The 19,195-nt window shown below is 67.5% G+C and carries 15 protein-coding genes; 6 read left to right on the top strand and 9 right to left on the bottom strand.

Annotated features, from left to right (window positions below):
- Positions 1-5: 5 nt before the first annotated feature.
- Complete coding sequence (gene ligD / locus FYJ92_RS08965) at positions 6-1,028, bottom strand: non-homologous end-joining DNA ligase (RefSeq protein ID WP_185263520.1); 1,023 nt, start codon at positions 1,026-1,028, stop codon at positions 6-8.
- Between the two features lie 79 nt (positions 1,029-1,107).
- On the opposite strand from ligD, the gene FYJ92_RS08960 reads away from it, so the two are divergent.
- The gene (locus FYJ92_RS08960) at positions 1,108-1,785 is read left to right on the top strand and encodes an alpha/beta family hydrolase (protein WP_185263519.1); all 678 of its coding nucleotides are present in this window, start codon (positions 1,108-1,110) and stop codon (positions 1,783-1,785) included.
- Here FYJ92_RS08960 and FYJ92_RS19245 read toward each other — a convergent pair.
- On the bottom strand, positions 1,766-4,654 hold the full coding sequence (locus tag FYJ92_RS19245) for a LuxR family transcriptional regulator (protein ID WP_219729699.1): 2,889 nt from the start codon (positions 4,652-4,654) through the stop codon (positions 1,766-1,768). The two genes, FYJ92_RS08960 and FYJ92_RS19245, sit on opposite strands and share 20 nt — an antisense overlap.
- Positions 4,655-4,852: 198 nt before the next feature.
- Between FYJ92_RS19245 and FYJ92_RS08950 the strand changes: the two genes are divergently transcribed.
- Complete coding sequence (locus FYJ92_RS08950) at positions 4,853-5,080, top strand: hypothetical protein (RefSeq protein ID WP_185263517.1); 228 nt, start codon at positions 4,853-4,855, stop codon at positions 5,078-5,080.
- A 24-nt stretch (positions 5,081-5,104) separates the two neighbouring features.
- Here the strand turns inward: FYJ92_RS08950 and FYJ92_RS08945 are convergent, their stop codons facing one another.
- Together FYJ92_RS08945 and hrpB are read right to left on the bottom strand one after the other, a co-directional pair.
- Entirely contained in the window at positions 5,105-5,257 is a 153-nt protein-coding gene (locus FYJ92_RS08945; protein WP_185263516.1) for a hypothetical protein, read from the bottom strand.
- Between the two features lie 155 nt (positions 5,258-5,412).
- The gene (hrpB, locus tag FYJ92_RS08940; protein ID WP_185263746.1) at positions 5,413-8,187 is read right to left on the bottom strand and encodes an ATP-dependent helicase HrpB; all 2,775 of its coding nucleotides are present in this window, start codon (positions 8,185-8,187) and stop codon (positions 5,413-5,415) included.
- A 101-nt stretch (positions 8,188-8,288) separates the two neighbouring features.
- Between hrpB and FYJ92_RS08935 the strand changes: the two genes are divergently transcribed.
- Entirely contained in the window at positions 8,289-8,549 is a 261-nt protein-coding gene (locus FYJ92_RS08935; RefSeq protein ID WP_185263515.1) for a hypothetical protein, read from the top strand.
- Positions 8,550-8,590: 41 nt separating this feature from the next.
- On the opposite strand, the gene FYJ92_RS08930 is transcribed toward FYJ92_RS08935, so the two are convergent.
- The 3 genes from FYJ92_RS08930 to FYJ92_RS08920 all read right to left on the bottom strand — a co-directional run bounded on the left by FYJ92_RS08930 (position 8,591) and on the right by FYJ92_RS08920 (position 13,986).
- Positions 8,591-10,441 carry a gamma-glutamyltransferase family protein gene (locus FYJ92_RS08930; RefSeq protein ID WP_185263514.1) on the bottom strand — a complete coding sequence of 617 codons (1,851 nt, stop codon included), beginning with the start codon at positions 10,439-10,441 and terminating at the stop codon, positions 8,591-8,593.
- A gap of 115 nt (positions 10,442-10,556) precedes the next feature.
- The gene (locus tag FYJ92_RS08925) at positions 10,557-11,813 is read right to left on the bottom strand and encodes an MFS transporter (protein ID WP_185263745.1); all 1,257 of its coding nucleotides are present in this window, start codon (positions 11,811-11,813) and stop codon (positions 10,557-10,559) included.
- Between the two features lie 10 nt (positions 11,814-11,823).
- Positions 11,824-13,986, bottom strand: coding sequence for an elongation factor G-like protein EF-G2 (locus tag FYJ92_RS08920; protein ID WP_185263513.1), 2,163 nt, complete (start codon positions 13,984-13,986; stop codon positions 11,824-11,826).
- A 156-nt stretch (positions 13,987-14,142) separates the two neighbouring features.
- Between FYJ92_RS08920 and FYJ92_RS08915 the strand changes: the two genes are divergently transcribed.
- Both FYJ92_RS08915 and FYJ92_RS08910 read left to right on the top strand, forming a co-directional pair.
- Positions 14,143-14,724, top strand: coding sequence for a hypothetical protein (locus tag FYJ92_RS08915; protein WP_185263512.1), 582 nt, complete (start codon positions 14,143-14,145; stop codon positions 14,722-14,724).
- Positions 14,725-14,882: 158 nt separating this feature from the next.
- On the top strand, positions 14,883-16,499 hold the full coding sequence (locus FYJ92_RS08910; protein ID WP_185263511.1) for an HNH endonuclease signature motif containing protein: 1,617 nt from the start codon (positions 14,883-14,885) through the stop codon (positions 16,497-16,499).
- 22 nt (positions 16,500-16,521) lie between these two features.
- Here the strand turns inward: FYJ92_RS08910 and FYJ92_RS08905 are convergent, their stop codons facing one another.
- On the bottom strand, positions 16,522-17,457 hold the full coding sequence (locus FYJ92_RS08905) for a 5'-3' exonuclease (RefSeq protein ID WP_185263510.1): 936 nt from the start codon (positions 17,455-17,457) through the stop codon (positions 16,522-16,524).
- 201 nt (positions 17,458-17,658) lie between these two features.
- On the opposite strand from FYJ92_RS08905, the gene FYJ92_RS08900 reads away from it, so the two are divergent.
- Positions 17,659-18,243: a histidine phosphatase family protein gene (locus FYJ92_RS08900; RefSeq protein ID WP_185263509.1), complete on the top strand. Its 585-nt coding sequence runs from the start codon at positions 17,659-17,661 to the stop codon at positions 18,241-18,243.
- A 186-nt stretch (positions 18,244-18,429) separates the two neighbouring features.
- On the opposite strand, the gene FYJ92_RS08895 is transcribed toward FYJ92_RS08900, so the two are convergent.
- Positions 18,430-18,813, bottom strand: a complete 384-nt coding sequence (locus FYJ92_RS08895) for a hypothetical protein (RefSeq protein WP_255482363.1) — start codon at positions 18,811-18,813, stop codon at positions 18,430-18,432.
- Positions 18,814-19,195 lie beyond the last annotated feature (382 nt).

Raw genomic sequence — 19,195 nt, 5'->3', positions numbered from 1 at the left:
CGGTCTCAGCCCACCTTGCGGGCCCGGCTCGGCTGCACCCGCGGGGGCTCACCGGGCATCTTCGGGTAGTCGGGCGGGAAGGGCAGTTCGCCGAGGCCGGCTTTCAGGTCCCGTTCCCACCACTCCAACAGCACGTCCATGGTGCCCGGATGCGCCTTCATGTCTGCCCAGGGATCTCCCACGGTCCTCACCCGTTCCGGGACCGTCAGGATGGTGTAGTTCTTGGGATCCGCGTTGCCCAGTTCGTCCCAGCTGATTGGGCAGGAGACCGGCGCATGGGCCAGCGCGCGGGGGCTGTACGCGCCGGCGATGGTTCGGTCCCGGTTCGCCTGGTTGAAGTCCAGGAACACCTTCACGCCCCGTTCCTCCTTCCACCAGGCCGTGGTCACCTTGTCCGGCATCCGCCGCTCCAGCTCGCGGGCCGCGGCGATCACGGCGTGGCGGACGTCCAGGAATTCGTGGGTGGGCTCGATGGGTGCGTAGACGTGCAGGCCGCGGTTCCCCGATGTCTTGATGAACGTTTCCAACCCGGCCTCCGCCAGCACCTCCTTCAGCGCCAGGGCGGCCGGGACGGCGTCGCCGAAGTCCGTGCCCGGCTGGGGGTCAAGATCGATGCGCAGCTGGTCAGGATTGTCGGTGTTTTCGGTATGCGAGGGCCATGGGTGGAACACCACCGTATTCATCTGCACCGCCCATACAGCCGCGGCGGGTTCGTCCAGGGCCAGCATGGGGTGCGAGCGTGCGCTCGGAAACGTCACATTCACTGAGCGGATGAAGTCAGGTGTTCCCTTGGGCGGGTTTTTGGAAAAGAACTGGTCCCCCTCGACGTTTTCGGAGAACCTCTGCAGTGCCACCGGCCGGTCACCGTTCGCGGCAATGAACGCCTCCCCCACATCCACCATGTAGCGTGCGAGGTCCAGCTTGGTCAGGCCGAGTTCCGGCCAGAGCACCCTGCTGGGGCTGGAAACGCGCATTTCGCGCTCGCCGTGCGGTCCCGGGACAGTGAGGGTGGTCTGTTCGCTCGCCATGGGGACAACCTACCCTGAGCCGCGCATGGCGTCAGCACGTCGGCGCCCAGGGCTGCCGGTGATCCGGCATCATGGACCTATGGCCGTAGCTGAATTCCCTGTCACCTTCCCCGTCGGCGATCTTGAGGTCTCCGGCGTGTACGCCCGCCCGGACAGCCCCGTGGGGACTCTGGTGGTGGCGCACGGGGCCGGGGCGGGCATGGAGCACCCTTTCCTGAGCGGGTTCACCCGGGCATTAAACGACGGCGGCGTCGCCACCTTGCGCTTCAACTTCCCCTACCGCGAGGCCGGCCGGAAATTCCCGGACCGGCCGCCCGCAGCCATCGCCGCCTGGCGCGCCGCCATGCATGAAGCAACGCGGCGAGGAACCGAGCACGGTGATACCGGACCGGTGTGGGCCGCCGGTAAATCGTTCGGCGGCCGGATGGCGTCCATGGCCGTTGCCGAGGGAATGGATACTGCCGGACTCGTCTATCTTGGCTATCCCCTCCATCCGCCCGGCAAGCCGGAAAAGCTCCGCGACGAGCACCTCTACGGGCTAACCCTCCCCATGTTGTTCCTGCAGGGCACCCGCGACACCTTCGCGACGCCGGATCTGCTTGAGGGTGTGGTCTCCCGGATCGGCCCATCCGCTGTCCTTGTCTGGATCGACGGCGGTGACCACTCCTTCGCCGTCGCAGGAAAGAAGCGCGATGCTGTAGAGATCGGAGCGTCGCTGGCGCCGACGGTTGCCGAGTTCATGCGGAGCCGCGGGTGATGCGTCCATGGCTGACTGATTTCGCCCCCGATGCCAGCCGCGCAAGGTCCACCCGGTTGGCTGCGCCCGTCTTCCGGAGAAGGTTCGAGATGTGCGAGCTGACGGTTTTCTCGCTTATCATCAACCCCCGTGCAATTTCGCTGTAGGTCCTGCCGGCCATCACATGTTCCAGGATTTCCTGCTCCCTGGGCGTCAGTCCCGGCAATCTGGCTTCGTGGGGCTGCGGCCACGGCGTCACCGGCGCCACCGAAATCCTCGCCTGGGCGGCAAGGCGCTCCAGGGCCACCCTGATGGGGACCGACTCAAGGTCCGCCGCCAGAGTCAGCCCCCGGCGGAGGAGTCCACCGGCTTGGGGGTTCCGATGGTGCTTTTGGAGGAGCAGCGCTTCCACGGCCCGCCTGCAGGCGTAGGCCTCTTCCCACGGCAGGTGCGCCGCACGAAAGGCATCCGTTGTTCGTGCCCATGCCGCCGCGCTGCCTGGCTCGTTCCGGACCCTGCCCAGTTCGGTGCTGTAAAGGAGTTCGAAAGCCGCCACTTGCCGGAAGTAGAACGCCGATTGGCCCGGAGGCTCGTGAAGGACGCCGGGAAAGCGTTCCTCGAGTTCCTTGGCAGCAACCAGCAGTTCCACAGTGGGGCCGCCCAGGTCTCTGGCCAGCTGCGCCTGGTCGGCGAGCGCACGGGCAGCCAACGGCAGCAGCCACTCGCACATGGTGGGTGGCGGCCCCGGGGCGGTGGCGCCTGCCATGGCCGCTGCGAAGGCTAGTTTCGGCCGACCCGCGGCCACAAGTACTTCGGCACGGACGGCGTCAAAGTCCAGATTGAGGCGTGCGGAGTTTTCCTGGTTTAAGTGGTTCAGCTCGTCCGCCCGGTCGAGGTGGATGCCGGCGTCGTCGTTCCTACCTTGGAGCTGTGCCAGCCGCGCAGCGGTGAGCCGCACGCTCACTTCGCCCATCGGGCCGGGATCAAAGCTCAGTGCGATCCGCAGGGCCGCCCGGCACTCCCGCCATTCGCCGACAGCCAGGTAGCTGGCCGCCTCGTCGGCCGCGATCTTGGCGATGTACGTATGGGGTGCCCCCTGTTCCATCATTTCCTGCCGAGCCCGACGCAGGAGGACCGCGTACTCCTCGCTGGTCCAAGGGCCCTGGGCGTTGGCCGTCCAGTATGTGGCATGCACGTACGCCCAGAAATCATGGGCCTGGACCGCTTCCAGGGCTCCTTCGGCCGCCAGGTTGCGTGATTCGGCGGACCGGCTGGCCAGGTTCGCCACGATGGCCGCCGCGGTCAGCGCGTATGAAAGTGCCAGGTGATTGCCTGTCTCACGGGCAAGGGCGAGCGCCTGCCGTGACGAGGCCTCCTGGCCAGGCTCATCATGCCACATACTCGCGTGGACCAGTTCCGCTAACGCGAAGGCGTGCTCCCAGCTGTCCGGTGCCGTGGCGGACAGCCGGACTGCTTCCCGGATGTCGGCCATCGGAAGGAAGGTTTGCCCCGTGGAGAACTGGAGATGCATACGGCGCACCATCAGGTGGGACACTTCCAGCGGCTCGGCCAAGGCGTCAACGTACGCCAACAACGCCTCGATGGCCTCAAGCTCCGTGAGTAATGCCCCGGCTTCCCGGGCTGCGGCACGGAGCCTGTTCCAAAGCTCACGCGGCCGTTCCAATTCGCTAGGCAAGGTGTCCCTCAGTTGCACGGCACGCCGCAGGAGCCGCAGGGCATCACTGAGAGCACCGTTAGCGGATGCCAGATCTGCCGCCCTAAGCGACCACCGGTAGGCATCAGCAGTTCTACCCGCCGCATAATAGTGATCGGCGAGGGATACGGCTACGCCGACGTCGGGCGGTGCACCGTCATCGAACTGCCGCTCGTAAAAGGCCGCGAACGCCGAATGCCACCGCCGTCGCTCACCTGCATCCAGCCCCTGTTCCAGCACTTCGGCGATGATCGGATGGTGGAACCAGTAGGTCCCGTCCGGAGCAAGGTCCACCAGGCCCGACTCCATTGCCAAGCGCAGCAGCAGCCGCACGCGATCGGGCTCGACGGCGGAGCCAGCCACCGCGCTCAGTTCCATCGCGCCGGCCGCCCGGCCGCCAAGCGCCATGATCTGCGTCAACTCGCGGGCTCCGGCCGACAGCCCACGCCATGAGCGCAGGACCGCCGACTTCAGATCGGGCGGGAAGCCGGGGGGTAAATGCCGGGCCTCGGCCTTTAGCCCCGTGACGAGCAGCAGGTTCAGATATGGGTTTCCGGCCGAGCGGGTGAAAACTTCATTCACAAGGGACTGATGCGCTGGAACGCCCAGGAGCCCGCTCAGCTGCGCCTCCGTGTCAGGCCGGTCCAGTGGTCCCAATGGGTGCACGCGGACCCGGGGCAGCCGCCGGATGTCGGTGAGCCACTGGTGAAGTGCCCCTCCCGCGCGGACTTCGTTGCTCCGCACAGTCCCGATCACACCCAGCGGCCTGTCGCCCGGGCCCGCCAGAACGTACATCAGCACATCGAGGGTGCTCTGGTCCGCCCAGTGGAGATCGTCGAGTACCAGGAACACCGGCCGCAAACGGCTTTGCGCCGTGAGCCACTCATCGATCTGGACCAGCAAATCCGGACGCGCATCGCCGGACAAGTCAGGCGGCCGCAGTGCCTGGCCTCCGCTGGCCGGGGCCGCACGGAATGCTGATCTTAAGGCAAGGAACGGGACGTCCACGGACGCCAGCGGTAGAGCGCCGCCGATCAGCATGAGCGCTTCCGGCGGAGCGGACGCGCACGCCCGGCTGACGAGCGCGGTCTTCCCGACTCCGGCGTCCCCGGCAACGATGAACGTCATCGCTGTCCCGGCGCAGACACCGCCGATGACTTCGGTCAGTTGCGCCAAGTCCGCTTCCCGTCCTACCAACTCCGGGCCGCCGGCATCCCACGGTGTCACCACCATCCCAGCTTGCACCCCAGCGGCAGGGGCGTACAGATCTGAGGGTACTCCGCGTGCTTTTAAGGGGTCATGCCTGATGTGCCGCCCGGCATGGGGGACGGAAGGTGAAGGTGTCCGACCAAGGATTCTTTGAAAGGATTTGCCATGTACAAGCCCACCAGGCCTTCCCAACGGGCAGGTATTCTGCTCACCCTGGCCCTGCTTGCGCTCGGGCCCAATGCGGGCGCAAGCGCCGGGACGGATTCCGCATCCGCTGATGAGCGTCCCAGCTTTGAAAACTGCCTACTCACCCGAATCAGCACTCAGCTGCTCCGCTGCGATAACCTCACCGGAGCAGGTGTCCCGGCGCCGTACTGGATCCCCGAACAGTAAGGCGATCGGGGTCAGCTGTGTAGGCTACACCGCGTCCTCGTGCCACCAGCCCTCCCAGGCGGTGGACGTCAGCCGGCCGGTGGGGAAATCGGTCTTGCCGATTCCGCCATTGTGCGGATGGCGGCCCTCTCCGCGGCCGGCGTCAAGGAGGAAGTTCAGGCTACTCAAAAGCAACATTATTGTGTCCTTTCGTATGGTGGTCCGGACCACGTTGTCCAAGTAGGAACGAGCCTAACTGCGCCATGTCTCAGCGCGTCGACGCAACGTTTCGGCTACATATCGGACATCTCACCTGTGCAACCAGCGAAAGGAAGGCGCTGGCCGGGCCGGCGTCACATACGGGCTTTGGTCCGGGCAGTCGGCTGTGCCGTCCAGGGATCCTCGGGCCAGGGGTGCCTGGGATAGCGGCCGCGCATCTCGGACCGCACCTGCGCGTAGGGCCCGGACCAGAACGACGCCAGGTCATCCGTCACAGCCAGCGGCCGCCGCGCGGGTGACAGCAGGTGGAAGAGGACCGGTACCCTGCCGTCCACCAGCCGCGGTGTCTCGGCCAAGCCGAAGCACTCCTGCAGCTTGACCGCGACAACCGGCCGGCCGGCGTCGTCCGCGCCTGCCTGCCCGGGTCCTGCTATGTCCGGCACGGCACTGCCTGACGCCGCGTTGTCCGAAACGTCGGGGTAGTCGATCCGCACCATCGATCCGCTCGGCACTTTCAGCGACTCAGGTGCCAGCTCCGCCAGGCGGACCGCCTCGGGCCAGGGCAGCAGCCGCCGCAAGGGGTCTGTGAGGTCGATGCTGCTGGTGGCGGCGCCACCTGCCAGTGCCGCGAGCTCCGGTCCCAGCCAGGAGACCAGCCGTGCCAGTAGGGCCGGTTCGGAAACATCGGGCCACGGCTCACCCAGTTCGCGGCGCAGCATGGCGAGGCGGCGGCGTAAGGCGTCAGCCGCCGTCGACCATCCGATGGTTGCCAGTCCCTCCCTGGCGAGAGCGCGGGCCACGGCGGCACGGCCGTCCTCGGCGGACGGGCGGACGGGGGTGGAGGACAGGCTGATGGCACCCAACCGGCGTTCCCGCCTTGCCTTCACGCGGCCCTGGCTGAACTGCGCTTCCACCGTGTCGGTCAGGAGCTGCCCGGCGGCCGCCTCGGCGATATCGGCGCTCAGCGGCGCGGCGGACCGGATCACCGCGCCGGTGCCGGCGGCGTCCCGGCCGGCGGCACGGGAAACTTCCGCCACGGCCAGCCACTCCTGCCCGGTCAGCGGACTGCCTGCCGGCAACCCCGCGCGCGTGCCGGACGACAGCAGGTACCGCGCCGGGCCATGGCCCGGGACGCGCCGGGCCACGCGGTCCGGGAACGCCAGGGCGACGACGACGCCCACCGCTTCCGTCGCAGTCACCGGCGCGGTACTCACCAGGGAGGCGACGGCGGACGGGCCGACGGCGGCGGCCTCCTTCCGCGCAATGGCCTCCAGCCGGCGGGCGTCCTCCGCCCAGCGCCTCGCGGCGGGATCCTTCCCGGCGCGAAGTACTGTCAGCAGCCGGGTGAGATCGGCCCCCGGGGCCCGCTGGTCCCCCGCCACCAGTGCCACTGCTTCCGCTGCGGCGCGCTGGCCTACGGCCGCTGAGCCGTCGAGCAGTGCCCGGGCCAGCCGGGGATCGGCGGGGACCCTGGCCAGCGTCCGCCCCAGCTGTGTGGCATGCCCGTCGCGGGCCACGGCTCCGAGTTCGCGCAGCACCTCTCCAGCCTCGCCCATGGCAGCGGCGGGAGGTGCATCCGGAAGCGCCAGCCCGGCTGCGCCCGGTGATCCCCAGCAGGCCAGAACCAGCGCGGCACCGGTCAGATCCGCGACGGCGATCTCGGGCGTCACATGCGCCGGCGCGGCACCATAAGCCCTCTGGTCGTAACACCGCACCACCCGGCCCGGACCCTGCCGCGCGGCGCGTCCGGCCCGTTGCTCCGCTGAGGCCCGGGAGCAGGAAACAGTCACCAGCCCGGACATGCCGCGGTTTGCGTCGCGGCGGGGTTCGCGGGTCAGCCCGGAGTCGATCACCAGACGCACCCCGGGGACGGTCAGGGAGGACTCTGCCAGGTCCGTGGACACGATGATCCGTGCAGGACCGGCCGGCCGGCGCCCCGACACTGCCTGGTCCTGCTCGGCTGGGCTGACCTGGCCATGGAGTTCCAGCACCTCTGTTCCGGGGGAAGACCGGCCGCGGAGGCGGGCCGCCACATAGGACACCTCCCAGGCGCCCGGGACAAACACCAGCGCATCGGTGCCCGCGTCCTGCAACACCGCGGCAGTGTGGGCCTGCGCGGCCGTATCGGCAATGTGGTCCAGGAACCCGCGCGTGACCCCACGGTCGTCAAGCCGCGGCACGGCGGCGGGCACCCACTCCACCTCGAGGGGGTACATGGCTGAGGGGCAGTCGACCACGGGAGCCGGCCCGCCGCCGTCGTCCGCGGTCCCGGCGTCTCCTGTCCCCGCATTCGAGGCTGCGCCCCCTATCAGGGCTGCGAAGCGGGGCGCGTCCAGTGTGGCGGACATGGCCACCAGTGTGAGGTCGCCGCGCAGCTGCCGCACTTCAGTGAGCATGCCCAGCAGCAGGTCGGTTTCGAGGCCGCGTTCATGGACCTCGTCCAGGATGACCGCGCCGATGCTCTCCAGACCGGGATCATCGAGCAGGCGCCGCAGCAGGATCCCCGGCGTGACAAATTCCACCAGGGTGGCGGGCCCGGCCTGGCGTTCACCGCGGACGGTGTACCCCACTCGGTCTCCGATCCGGCTGCCGTCCAAGGCGGCCAGGCGGCGGGCAGCTGCGCGGGCGGCCACCCGCCGGGGCTGGGTGACTACCACGCGCCGGGGCTTTCCTGCGGGCGCGGCAAGGTTGGCCAGAAGAGGCGGGACCAGCGTTGTCTTACCGGTGCCTGGCGGGGCCTGCACCACGGCCGTGCCCGCCGCACCGCCGGCGCGCAGCACGGAGGACAACTCCCCGAGCGATTCAGCAAAGGCCAGGCCGGTACCGATGGCCGCCAGGTCAAAGGTCCCCGCGGCAGAGGTCCTGGCGTCAGAGGTCTCCGCAGGGACGGCGGTGGAGTTGGTTGGCAATGTCACCCGTCCATTGTCGCCGCAATCCCGCACGGGCGTCAGCGCAGGTGCGCCTGGATAGGTCAGACTGGAGGTCGTCGACCTTGAAAGCAGGATTTCCCTTGATCAATCTCCAGCAGGACTCCGAAGGCTACATCCGTATGAAGCGGCACTTTCCCGCCAGTGCCACCGTGACTGTCACATTCAGTGACGGCTCCCAGGAGGACGTCTCCGGCCGCCGCCTCAACGAGCTCTACGACGACGCCCTGGCCTTGTACCGCGCCCAAAACCAGCTTGATGCCAAGGGTTTTTCCCGTGGTCCGCAGAAAAAGGTCCAAACCACCATCGAGTTTGTCCCCGTCCAGCCCGGCATGGGGCAGTAACCCGGGTCACTGCCCCCTCGAAGCTGGCGGTGGCAAGCTGGTCACCGCGCGGGTTTGACCACCATCGCCGAGCCGCCACCGCGCCGCACGGGCTCGGCAACGGCGGTCACGCTCTTGCCGGGCCCGAACTCGATGGCGGTCGCCGCACCAATCTCGGCCGCTGAGGTCAAGGCGTCACCTGCGGGGACCAGCTTATGACCGTATGCTGCCAAGGCGTCTCCGTACTGCGTGATGAAGTCCGGTTCGGCGGTGACATTGGGGGTGTTGCGCTGGGACGCACGCGGGGCCGCCAGCGAATCCAAAATACTCATATCCAGGTCCACCCTGTTCAGGATGGTTTGCAGCACCGTGGTGATGATGGTCGAACCGCCGGGCGAACCGAGCGCCAGGAACGGCTTTTCGTCCTTGAGGATGATGGTGGGCGACATCGAGGACCGTGGGCGCTTGCCGGGTTCGAGCCGGTTCGGGTCGGTGGGGACATAAACGGTAGAGAAGTCGGTGAGCTCGTTGTTGAGCAGGAACCCGCGGCCGGGAACCACAATGCCGGAACCGCCGGTCTGCTCGATGGTGAGCGTGTACTCCACCACGTTCCCCCACTTGTCAGCCACAGTCAGGTTGGTCGTGGAGATGTTTTCGGTGTCTTTTTCGTCCGCCGCTGCGGCAGGTGCCAGCGTGCACACGCCGCTGTAGTCTGACGCGTTCCCGGCCGGTACCGGCTTTGTTGCCGCCGTCGCGGGGTCAACGGCGCACGCCCGTTCCTTCCCAAACAGCGGGTCGGTGAGGGCCTCGGTAGGGACGTCGACGAACGCCGGGTCGCCCAGGTACTTGGCACGGTCCGCGAAAGCGAGTGCGCTCGCCTCAAGGTAGTGATGCAACGCGTCCGGCGTGGTCATCTCACGGAGGTTGAAAGGCGCCAGGATATTCAGGGCTTCGCCGACTGTGGTGCCACCGCTGCTGGACGGCGCCATGCCGTAAACGTCGTAGCCGCGGTACTCAACATGCGTGGGCTCCCGGTCCAGAGTCCGGTATGCGGCGAGATCCGCCGTCGTCAGATAGCCGGGAAGTGCCGGGATGCTGGTGGGCGGGTCCGTCACAGGAGGCACCCAGGCGGGGTCCTTCGGCGGGTCTTGCACGGTGGCCGCGATCTCGGCCGCGAGCTTTCCGCCGTAGAAGGCAGCCGTTCCCTCCTTCGCGAGGAGCCGGTACGTCTTGGCGAGGTCCTGGTTGTGGAGAATACTGCCGACGACGGGAGCGTCACCGCCGGGAAGGAACAGACTCGCCGTGGCGGGGAAGGCCGAGAACCGGACCTTATTGTCGAGTGTCTGCTGGCGGAAGGTTTCGTCAACTACGAAGCCGCGGTTGGCCACCTTGATGGCGGGCTTGAGGGCCTCGGCAAGGTCCAGCGTTCCCCACCGTTCCAAGGCCCGTTCCCACGTGGCTGGCGTGCCCGGCGTGCCGACGGAGACGCCGCTGGAGACGAGCTCGGGAAATGTATAGGCCAGGCTGGACGCCGGGTTGATGAACGCGTCCGTCGGCATCGTTGCCGGAGCCGTTTCGCGGCCGTCGATGGTTCCTACTTTGCCGGTTTTCGCGTCGTAGAACACGAAGTATCCGCCGCCTCCGATGCCCGCACTGTAGGGCTCAGTCACACCCAGGGTCGCGGCCGCGGCGACCGCCGCATCCGCCGCATTGCCGCCGTTCCGGAGGATCTCGATTGCGGCAGCGGACGCGTCCGGGTCAACGGTGCTCACCGCCCCGCCGTACCCGGTGGCTGTCGGGGTCTTGTCCGTCGCACGGGGGTCTGCAAACGCGGGACTAGTCACCGCCCCACCCGTTACGCTCAAGGCCAGGACAGCCGTCACAGCCGCCAATCGACGTCGCACACTAGGCATGATCTCTCCCGGGTCAGGGTGTTGCGCAAGGTGGGTTTGCGCCACGATACTCCGCCGGGTAGGGACTCTCAAGGCTCAGTTTTTTGTGCCAGTGCCATGGGCCAGTGCCATGGCTTCAGGCCGGTGTACCGGCTTCGGTAGTTGCTGTGTCGGCCGGCGAGCGCCGCCGCCGGCTGGCCAGCAGGAACGGCACGGCGAACAGTTCGATCACACCGCTGATGGCAAGCGAGGTGGGATAGCCGTACACGTCCGCTGCCCGGCCCATGAGCGGCTGCACCACGATTCCACCGCTGGATCCCATCAGCGAATCGAAGCTGAGCAGCGTTGCCCGCTGTTTTGAGTCGATCATGTCGTTCAAATAGGCCTGCCGTACCGGGGTGCCCGCCGCGGAGACGAGCGCCCAGAGCACCAGCAGCAGCAGGGCCACCCAGAACACGCGCGTGATGCCGAGCGCCACCAGGATCAAGGCGCCCATGATGCTGCTCACCACAAGCACGGTGGTGCGTTTGCGGACCAGACGGCGGACCATCGGTGCCAGCCAGCCGCCCACCACCTGCGCCCCGGCCACAATGCCCGCGGCGAGTCCGGCGACCGAGTAGGCGTGCGGGTCGCCGAAGAGCTCCAGCAGGTAGGGCTGCAGGGCATAGAAAACATAAATCCCGACGCCGGCGCTGAACGGAGCGGCCAGCATGATGTACCGCACGGGCGGGTTTTTCAGGCCGTTGTCGATGGAGGCGGACAGCACGTCCCGGCTCGCCTTGAGCGGATGGGGAGACCGCTCCGGGGTGAAACCCACATCACGCATCAGCCAGAAGGCCACCCCGAACATGGCCAAGAGCACGCCCACACGCAACAGGAACGGTACGCCCAGGTCAGTGGCCTGGGCAATCACGCCGCCGGCCGTCGAACCCACAAGCATTGCGACGCCCGAGACCATCAGTGCCCGCCCGAACACTGCTTCCAGCTCACCGTCGTAGCCGGAGAAACGCAACGCATCCACCAGCCAGGCCTCCACGGCCCCGGAGAAGAACGTGAATCCCAGGCCCAGCAGGACGGACACCGCCGCCCAGGCCCAGAAGGGAGCGGACAACTGCCAGAGCAGGTAGTACAGGTAGGTGGAGGCCGCCAGCGTCACCGTACCGAGCAGGAATGAGACCCGGCGACCCCATCCGTCCGCGATGACCCCGGTGGGCACTTCGAAGAGGACCATGCCGGCCGTGAAGAAGGCGTTGGCCGCGAAGGCTTCGAGGTTGCTCAGCCCGGCATCCAACAGAAAAAGCGTATTGATTCCCCAGATGAAGGAGGCCGCAAGGGTATTGCCCAGCGTTAGGGTGAGATAGATGCGCTGGATCTTCCGCGCGGCGGCGTTCATGACATGGCGCTCATGAACCGCTGGGTACCGGGTCATGCCGGAGGTACCGGCGCCGGAACCGGCCGGTCCCAGCAGTCAGCGCACGAAGTTCCACGGCGTACTTCAGCAGTTCCTGGTCAGGGACTTCCGCGCTGATCTCGGTCAGCTCGCTCCCGGAGGTGGCCGTACCCGTGAGCCTGCCGCGGCGTGCCGAGAGGTCACTCATCACGGCACCCACGTGCGCCTCGGACACTGTGATGCTGACCGAGGAAACCGGCTCGAGCAGCTGGATGCGACCGGCCGCGGCGGCCTCCCGGAGCGCCAGCGCGCCGGCAGCCTGGAAAGCGGCGTCGGATGAGTCAACGCTGTGGGCCTTGCCGCCCACCAGGGTGACGCGCAGGTCCACCACGGGGAACCCGGCGGCCAGCCCTTTCTGCATCTGCGCCCGCACCCCCTTCTCCACCGAGGAGATAAATGTTCCGGGGATCACTCCGCCCACCGTTTTGTCGACGAATTCGAACCCGCCGCCACGGTCCAGCGGCTCCACGTCGATGTCGCAGACGGCATACTGCCCGTGTCCGCCGGATTGTTTGACATGCCGGCCGTGGCCCGTTGCCGGGGCGGCGAACGTTTCCCGCAGCGGCGTCACCACGCCAACAGTGTGCAGCTTCACGCCCTGGTCGCGCAGCCTGTCCAGCACCACCTCGGCATGCGCCTCCCCCATGCACCAGAGGATCAGCTGGTGTGTTTCCGCGTTCCGCTCCACACTCAGGGTGGGATCGCCGGCGGCCACCTTCGCCAGGCTCCGGGCCAGCGCATCCTCGTCACTGCGCGAGTCCGCCTCGACTGCCACCGGCATCAGCGGTTCCGGCATCTCCCAGGTGTCCAGCAGCAGTGGCTGGTCCTTGGCCGAGATGGTGTCCCCGGTTTCGGCGCTCCCCAGTTTCGCCACCGCGCAGATGTCGCCGGCCACACAGTGCGCCACAGGACGCAGGTTGGGGCCCAGCGGCGAATACAGGTGGGTGAGGCGATCGTCGGTGTCATGGTCCTGGTGGCCGCGGTCCGCGAGCCCGTGCCCGCCGACGTGCACGGAAGTGTCCGCACGCAACGTGCCGGAAAACACCCGCGTCAGGCAGACCCGGCCCAGGAACGGATCAATGGTGGTGCGGACCACCTCAGCCGCCAGCGGCCCGTCCGGGTCACAGGCCAGAGCCGCCGCGGGAGCGCCGGCCAGGTCAGTCACCGCCGGGAGGCCGCCTTCCACCGGCGATGGGAAGCCCCTGGTCAGGATTTCCAGGAGTTCCGCCGTGCCGAGCCCGGTGACAGCCGAGGTGGGCAGGACCGGAAAGAAGGAACCACGGGCGACGGCGGTTTCCAGGTCGGCGATGAGGACATCAGTATCGACGTCCTCACCACCCAGATACCGGTCCATCAGGGTCTCGTCCTCGCTTTCGGCGATGATCCCCTCGATAAGGCGGCCGCGGGCGCCGCCCTCGGAACCCGCGCGCTCGCCGGGGTCAGCGTCCCGGGAACCGGCGTCCGCCTCGCCGGCGGAGTAGTCCGAGACCGTGCCCGTCAGCAATCCCAGCAGCCCGGTGGTTTCGCCACCGGACCTGACCGGGACGTACAGCGGGAGCACCGATTCGCCGAACGCCTCCTGGCAGGCGGCCAGGACGCCGTCGTAATCTGCCCGGGGGTGGTCAAGGCGGGAGATGACCACGGCCCGCGGCGTGCCGAGGCGTTCGCATTCGCCCCAGAGCGCCGTAGTGGTGGCGTCGATACCGTCCACGCCGGAGACAACAAAGAGGGCGGAGTCCGCAGCACGCAGCCCCGCCCGAAGTTCGCCGATAAAGTCCGGATACCCCGGCGTATCCAGGAGGTTCACCTTAACGCCGTTGATGAGCAGCGGAACCAGGGACAGCGTGACCGACCGCTGCTGCCGCACCGCTGACGGGTCGGAGTCGCTCACGGTGGTGCCCTCCGCGATGGAGCCTTTGCGCGTAATCATGCCGTGGGCGGCCAGCAACGCCTCGATCAGCAGGGTTTTGCCGGCGCCCGAATGCCCCACCAGCGCCACGTTGCGTACCTGCTTGGAATCCGTTGCCGCGATGCCGTTGGCAGCATCAGCCCGGCGCACTTCCGGCCCTCCACGCCCCGGTGTCCGCGCCGTTTCCTTTGCGCCTTTCACTGACATGGGAACCTCCTGGCATCTTTGCCATGCACCGGGCCTAATCGTGTTCTTTGATTCGACACCCTAGCGGGCGCAAGGGCAAGAGCAACCACCGGACGCGACGGCCACTGGGTGGACAATTGCAGCCAGAGCCCAAAGTGCCACTGTGAGGAGGTCCTCGTGCAGCCGCTGCCGCGCATCACCGTGGAGGTTCCGGTCCTGGCCGTGGGATCAGCACCCTCTGACTATGAGGGCCTGGGCAGGTATGTCAACGCCCTGCGCAGTCCGCAGGGGCTGCACCTGACGCTGCTGCATATAGGCATCCTGGCGGATTTTGCACAGGACGTCGCGGACTGGACCAAGGGGACCACCACTGCCGGTGACGCCGTCCGGCACACCGCGGGCTGGTTGCAAGAGCTGCCCGTGCTGGACGGGTTTACGGGGACCTCGGAACAACTGATCGTGCTGGGCGGCGGAGGAATCTCCGGACTCGAAGTGGACGTACCCGGTCGGGTGCACGACTACCAGGTGTCCCTGGTGCAGGGCCTGCATGATCTGCTGGAACGGCTCCTCGTGGACAATGTGGACGACTTCATCCTCAGCTCACCGGCGCTGGGCTACCGCTACGCGCACTGGGTCCCCCATGTCGCCGTCGGCCGTCCACTGTCGCGGGAACGCGGACCGCGGACCATTTCCCCGCTTACTGTCGCCTTTGGCCCGTCGCGGATCAGGAACGGCCGGTTCCTCACGGCCCCTGACTGAGCAGCAAGCGCGTCGTTGCATGGCGGCGCCGTTCCAGGCCCGCCACAGCATGGCGGATCGGCCCCCAGCCAGCGGGTAGCCGAAGTTCTTTCGCCGGGTTCCTCGGGACAGGCCCGCGGGAACCCTTAAATGTCAGTGCCTCGCAAGATGATGTAAATATGAAAAGGACAACGGCGGTGGAGGCTTTGGAGGCCATCAATGCGTCTGTCTCTGCGCTTGCTGCGATGATCCCTGGCGCAGGCTTCACCGGTCCAGGGGATCAGGATCCGCTGCGGCAGCAGTCTGACGGCTGGCTGGACACCCTCGCGGAGGCTGCACGGCTGCAAGCTGCGACGGCTGCCCTGGTGGTCCAGGCCGCCGCGGGATTCACAGACACCACACGGGCGATGGCCTCCCCGAAAGCACTGCCGCAGGACCGCCTGGCCCAGGACATGTCCGTGGTCGCAGAAGTAGCGTGCGTGCTGACGGTCAGCGAGCGGACGGCCGGTGTGCTCCTATCCGAGGCCCACGAACTGACCACCACCCTGCCGCTGACGCTGGCCGCCCTGCAGGCCGGAGACATCTCGTGGCAGCATGCCCGGGCCATGGTCGACGAAACGGTCAATCTGGATCCCACCGGTGCGGCGGCGTTGGAGGCGCACTTCCTGGATCCCGACGCACCGAACCCGGCACGGGGCTGCCCGGCCGGGGAGATGACCCCGTCACGGTTCCGCGCCAAAGCCCGGACCTTGTGCGAACGCCATCACCCGGACAGTATCGAAAAACGCCACACTCGCAGCATTGCGGATCGCCGGGTGGAGTTCGCCCCGCACCGGGACGGCATGGCCTGGCTGAGCGCGTACCTGCCCGCGGACCAGGCCGCCGGGATCTGGGATCGCACCACCACCGCAGCGCGCGCCCTCCAAGGCCCCGATGAGGACCGGACGCTGAGCCAACTCCGCGCCGACACCGCCGCGGCCTGGCTCCTGGGCGGTAGCGCCGAGCACGTGCCCTCACCGTCCGCGCAGGTCCTCGTGACCGTGCCGGTGTTCGCCCTCATGGGCCTCACCGACGAACCCGCCATGCTCGACGGATACGGGCCCATCCCGGCATCCGTCGCCAGCCGGCTCGTGGCCGAAAGTTCCAACTCGTTCCACCGGGTCTTGACTGATCCCCGCGACGGGGCACCGCTGGAGATCGGGCGGACCAGCTACCGGATCCCCGTCAGCATGCGGCAGTGGCTCCGTCTGCGGGACGGGAAATGCCCGTTCCCCGGCTGCACCAACCAATCCCTGGACAACGAAGCCGACCACCTTCTCTCATGGGCAGACGGCGGCACCACAGGCGTCAGCAACCTAGGCCAGCCATGCCACAAACACCACAGGCTGAAACACACCACCGCATGGAAACCCACCGAGGCGAGCGCCGGCAAGCCTCCCGGCTGGATCTCCCCCTCCGGCCGCCAGTACACCAGCGAACAACAGGATTGGGAACAACCCCACTGGCCACCCCAAATCATGAACCAACTAAGACACCGGGAACTTGGCCCGGCCGTGCCCGAAGACATCCTGCCCGGCGAACCGCCGCCTGAGGATCTGTGCCCGGTAGATCCCTTGCCGGAGTGGGCCTGGCTGCAGTGGCCGACCGACGATCCTGACCTGGACGAACTCCCGCCTGACGACCTGGAACAAGGTCTTGGCCCGGCCATGCCTCAAGATCCCTTTCCGGCTTGGATCCGGCAACAGGCACCCGTCGACGAACCATGGCCGGAGTGGAGCGTCCCCCAGCCGGTCTAGCAGGGCGAATGCGCAGTGACCGCTATTGTTGGTCAAACGCGTCAAGCAGCCGTTTGACCGAGCCTCCAAGGTTCCATTCGAGGGCGAGACGCTCCAGTTCGGCGCGCGATCCGCCGTCGACCGGGTGCAGCTGTGCTCCCGCTTCCTCGAGGGTGGGAAGCTTGAGGTCGCGCACGATTTTCACCACTGTTGGCGCGACTGTCAGGTAGTCCGCGGCCGCGGCGAGCTTGGACCGCACGGGCGCGGAAACCCCGCCTCCCCCGTCCGAGGCGGCGGCGAGCAAATTCTCCAGGGTGCCGTACTCGCCCAGGAGCGACGCAGCGGTCTTCTCACCGATGCCGGCAACACCTGGCAGCCCGTCGGAGGCATCCCCGCGGAGGGTCGCGTAATCGGCATATTGTTCGGGCAGCACGCGGTACTTCCCGACGACGACGGCGTCCGTCACGACTTCGAGGTTCCTCATGCCGCGCGCTGTGTAGATCACCCGCACCTGGCGGTCATCATCGACTGTCTGGAAAAGATCGCGGTCGCCCGTGACCACATCGACGGGAAGGTCCGCGTGGCTGGCGTAGGTGCCGACGACGTCGTCAGCTTCGTGTTCCGCGGCCCCCACGATTGCGATGCCGGCGAGTTCAAGGACGCGGCGGATCATCGGAAGCTGCGCCTCAAGCGCGTCCGGGACCACTTCAACGTCGGGGGCATCCTTTACACGTTCGGCGACCCGGTGCGACTTGTAGGTCGGGATCAGGTCCACGCGCCACTGTGGACGCCAGTCGTCGTCCCAGCAAGCAATCAGGTGCGTTGCCCCGTAATCCGTGGTGAGGCGGGCGATCATGTCCAGGAGGCCGCGAACCGCGTTCACCGGCGTTCCGTCAGCGCGTCGGATCGTGTCCGGCAAGCCATAAAACGCGCGAAAGTACAGGGACGCGGTATCAAGCAGCATCAGGCGGTGTGGCATACCTGATCCTGACACGGAAGCAGCTGCCCGGCTATCAGCAGGGCCCCGTGCCACCTCGCCGTGCAGCCAGGACAAGGCATGGAACGCCCAGCTTCCTCACCACCGCAGGGCTATTGCATTGTCTGGTCCCGGGTGGGCACCTCATTGATCCCGCCCATCCGGCTGCCCGGTCCGTGCCCGCCGTCAGGGAGAATAGACAGCATGACCCTTACGACATTCGCCCTGATCCGTCACGGCCAGACAGACTGGAATGCGCAGCGTCGGCTCCAGGGGGCCACCGACATTCCGCTGAACGACGTCGGCCGTGGCCAGGCGCGCGACGCCGTTGGCGTCCTGTCTGACTATGAGTGGGACGCGATCGTGTCCTCGCCGCTTAGCCGTGCCGCGGAAACGGCCAAGGTGATAGCAGACGGGTTGGGGCTGAGCGTTACCCGGCATATTCCGTCGCTCGCCGAACGCAGCTTCGGACACGCCGAGGGCCTGCAGGCCGGCCTCGAGTTGGAGGCCGTGCGCATCCCCGGCGGTTACCGCGGCGCCGAAACCGAGGATGACGCGGCCGCTCGCGGGTTGGGGGCACTGGAAGCACTGGCCCATGAATTCCCCGGCCGCCGCGTCCTGGTGGTCGCCCACGGCACGCTCCTTCGGGTCGCCCTCAACCGCGCTATCGGCCGCACCCTGCACAGGATCGACAACGCGGTGCTGAATCTGGCCCACCACCATGCCACCGAGGGCTGGCACCTCGAATACTTCAACGGTGAACGCGTAGTGGCTACAGCCCAGGGCTGAGAACCCAGGCGCCCGCCGTAACCTCGAGGGTTTGGATGGTCCTGCGCTCCAGGATCACGATCTGCGCGGGGTCCTCCACACCCTGGAAGTTCGTTGTGGGAGATTCCGTCCACCCTCAGGACACCGGCACACGCCGGGGCAGCCGCTTGAGCGCGTGTCAACGCCACAACCACGAGGCATCAGACATCAGGCGACGAAGATGCTCCAGCCGGCCTGGTGGCTGCTGCCCGGCCCCAGCTGCACGAGGTCCTGGCCGCTGTTGAAGGCATCCGGTGGACAGGTCATCGGCTCAACCGCCAGGCCCAGCCGGTTGGCCGCGGGAGCAGGCTTGTCTGCGGCGTGTACCTGCAGCCAAGGGCAGGCCCGGTCCCAGGCCATGCCTACTCCGGTTCCGCCGGGGTCCCTGGCAATCAGCTGCGTGCGGCCGCCGTCGTCGAACTCAAGGTCCGTGAAGGCGTGGTCGATCTGCGTGGCGCCGATTGCCCGCGGCGCACGGAAATCGAACTGATGGCCGTGCACCGTCCGTGTGGTGACCGGCAGCAGCCGGTCCGGCGTAACCTCGAGGAACAACCCCTTACGGCGTGTGCCCGCACCCCTATCTGCGGGCCGGACCTGCGCCGTTGGATGAGTGGGACGTTGCTGCCGCTCCAGTCGGTGAATAAGACTGACGCTGCACGCCGGGGAAGTGACGTCGTTGAGGTTCTCCAGAACCTGCCCCCAGTCCAGGTCCTCAAAACGTGCTGGGCAACCTGGAAAGCGGGCTCGATTTCCAGCGTCACGCTGCTGACGATTCCCAGGGCGCCTAGCCCCACCAGCATGCCGTCGAAGTCCGCCGTCTCCCCGCGCCCGGCGGTGAGGACGCCGCCGTCGGCCGTCACCAGCTTCAAACCGTTGACGGCGGTGGCCAGATTGTGCAGGCCGAATCCTTGCCGCAGCAGCTCCGCGGCGAGCG

The sequence above is a fragment of the Pseudarthrobacter sp. NBSH8 genome (genome assembly GCF_014217545.1).
Classification (GTDB): domain Bacteria; phylum Actinomycetota; class Actinomycetes; order Actinomycetales; family Micrococcaceae; genus Arthrobacter.
The sequence above is the reverse complement of the archived record's forward strand: the minus strand, read 5'-3'. Positions and strand labels throughout refer to the sequence as shown.

Bases quoted from the DNA above. Each gene is read 5' to 3' on its own strand.
- FYJ92_RS08920 (WP_185263513.1), bottom strand. From the start codon at position 13,986: ATGTCAGTGAAAGGCGCAAAGGAAACGGCGCGGACACCGGGGCGTGGA.
- FYJ92_RS08950 (WP_185263517.1), top strand. From the start codon at position 4,853: ATGTACAAGCCCACCAGGCCTTCCCAACGGGCAGGTATTCTGCTCACC.
- FYJ92_RS08925 (WP_185263745.1), bottom strand. From the start codon at position 11,813: ATGAACGCCGCCGCGCGGAAGATCCAGCGCATCTATCTCACCCTAACG.
- ligD (WP_185263520.1), bottom strand. From the start codon at position 1,028: ATGGCGAGCGAACAGACCACCCTCACTGTCCCGGGACCGCACGGCGAG.
- FYJ92_RS08900 (WP_185263509.1), top strand. From the start codon at position 17,659: ATGACCCTTACGACATTCGCCCTGATCCGTCACGGCCAGACAGACTGG.
- FYJ92_RS08905 (WP_185263510.1), bottom strand. From the start codon at position 17,457: ATGCCACACCGCCTGATGCTGCTTGATACCGCGTCCCTGTACTTTCGC.
- FYJ92_RS08960 (WP_185263519.1), top strand. From the start codon at position 1,108: ATGGCCGTAGCTGAATTCCCTGTCACCTTCCCCGTCGGCGATCTTGAG.
- FYJ92_RS08910 (WP_185263511.1), top strand. From the start codon at position 14,883: ATGAAAAGGACAACGGCGGTGGAGGCTTTGGAGGCCATCAATGCGTCT.
- FYJ92_RS08930 (WP_185263514.1), bottom strand. From the start codon at position 10,441: ATGCCTAGTGTGCGACGTCGATTGGCGGCTGTGACGGCTGTCCTGGCC.
- FYJ92_RS08945 (WP_185263516.1), bottom strand. From the start codon at position 5,257: ATGTTGCTTTTGAGTAGCCTGAACTTCCTCCTTGACGCCGGCCGCGGA.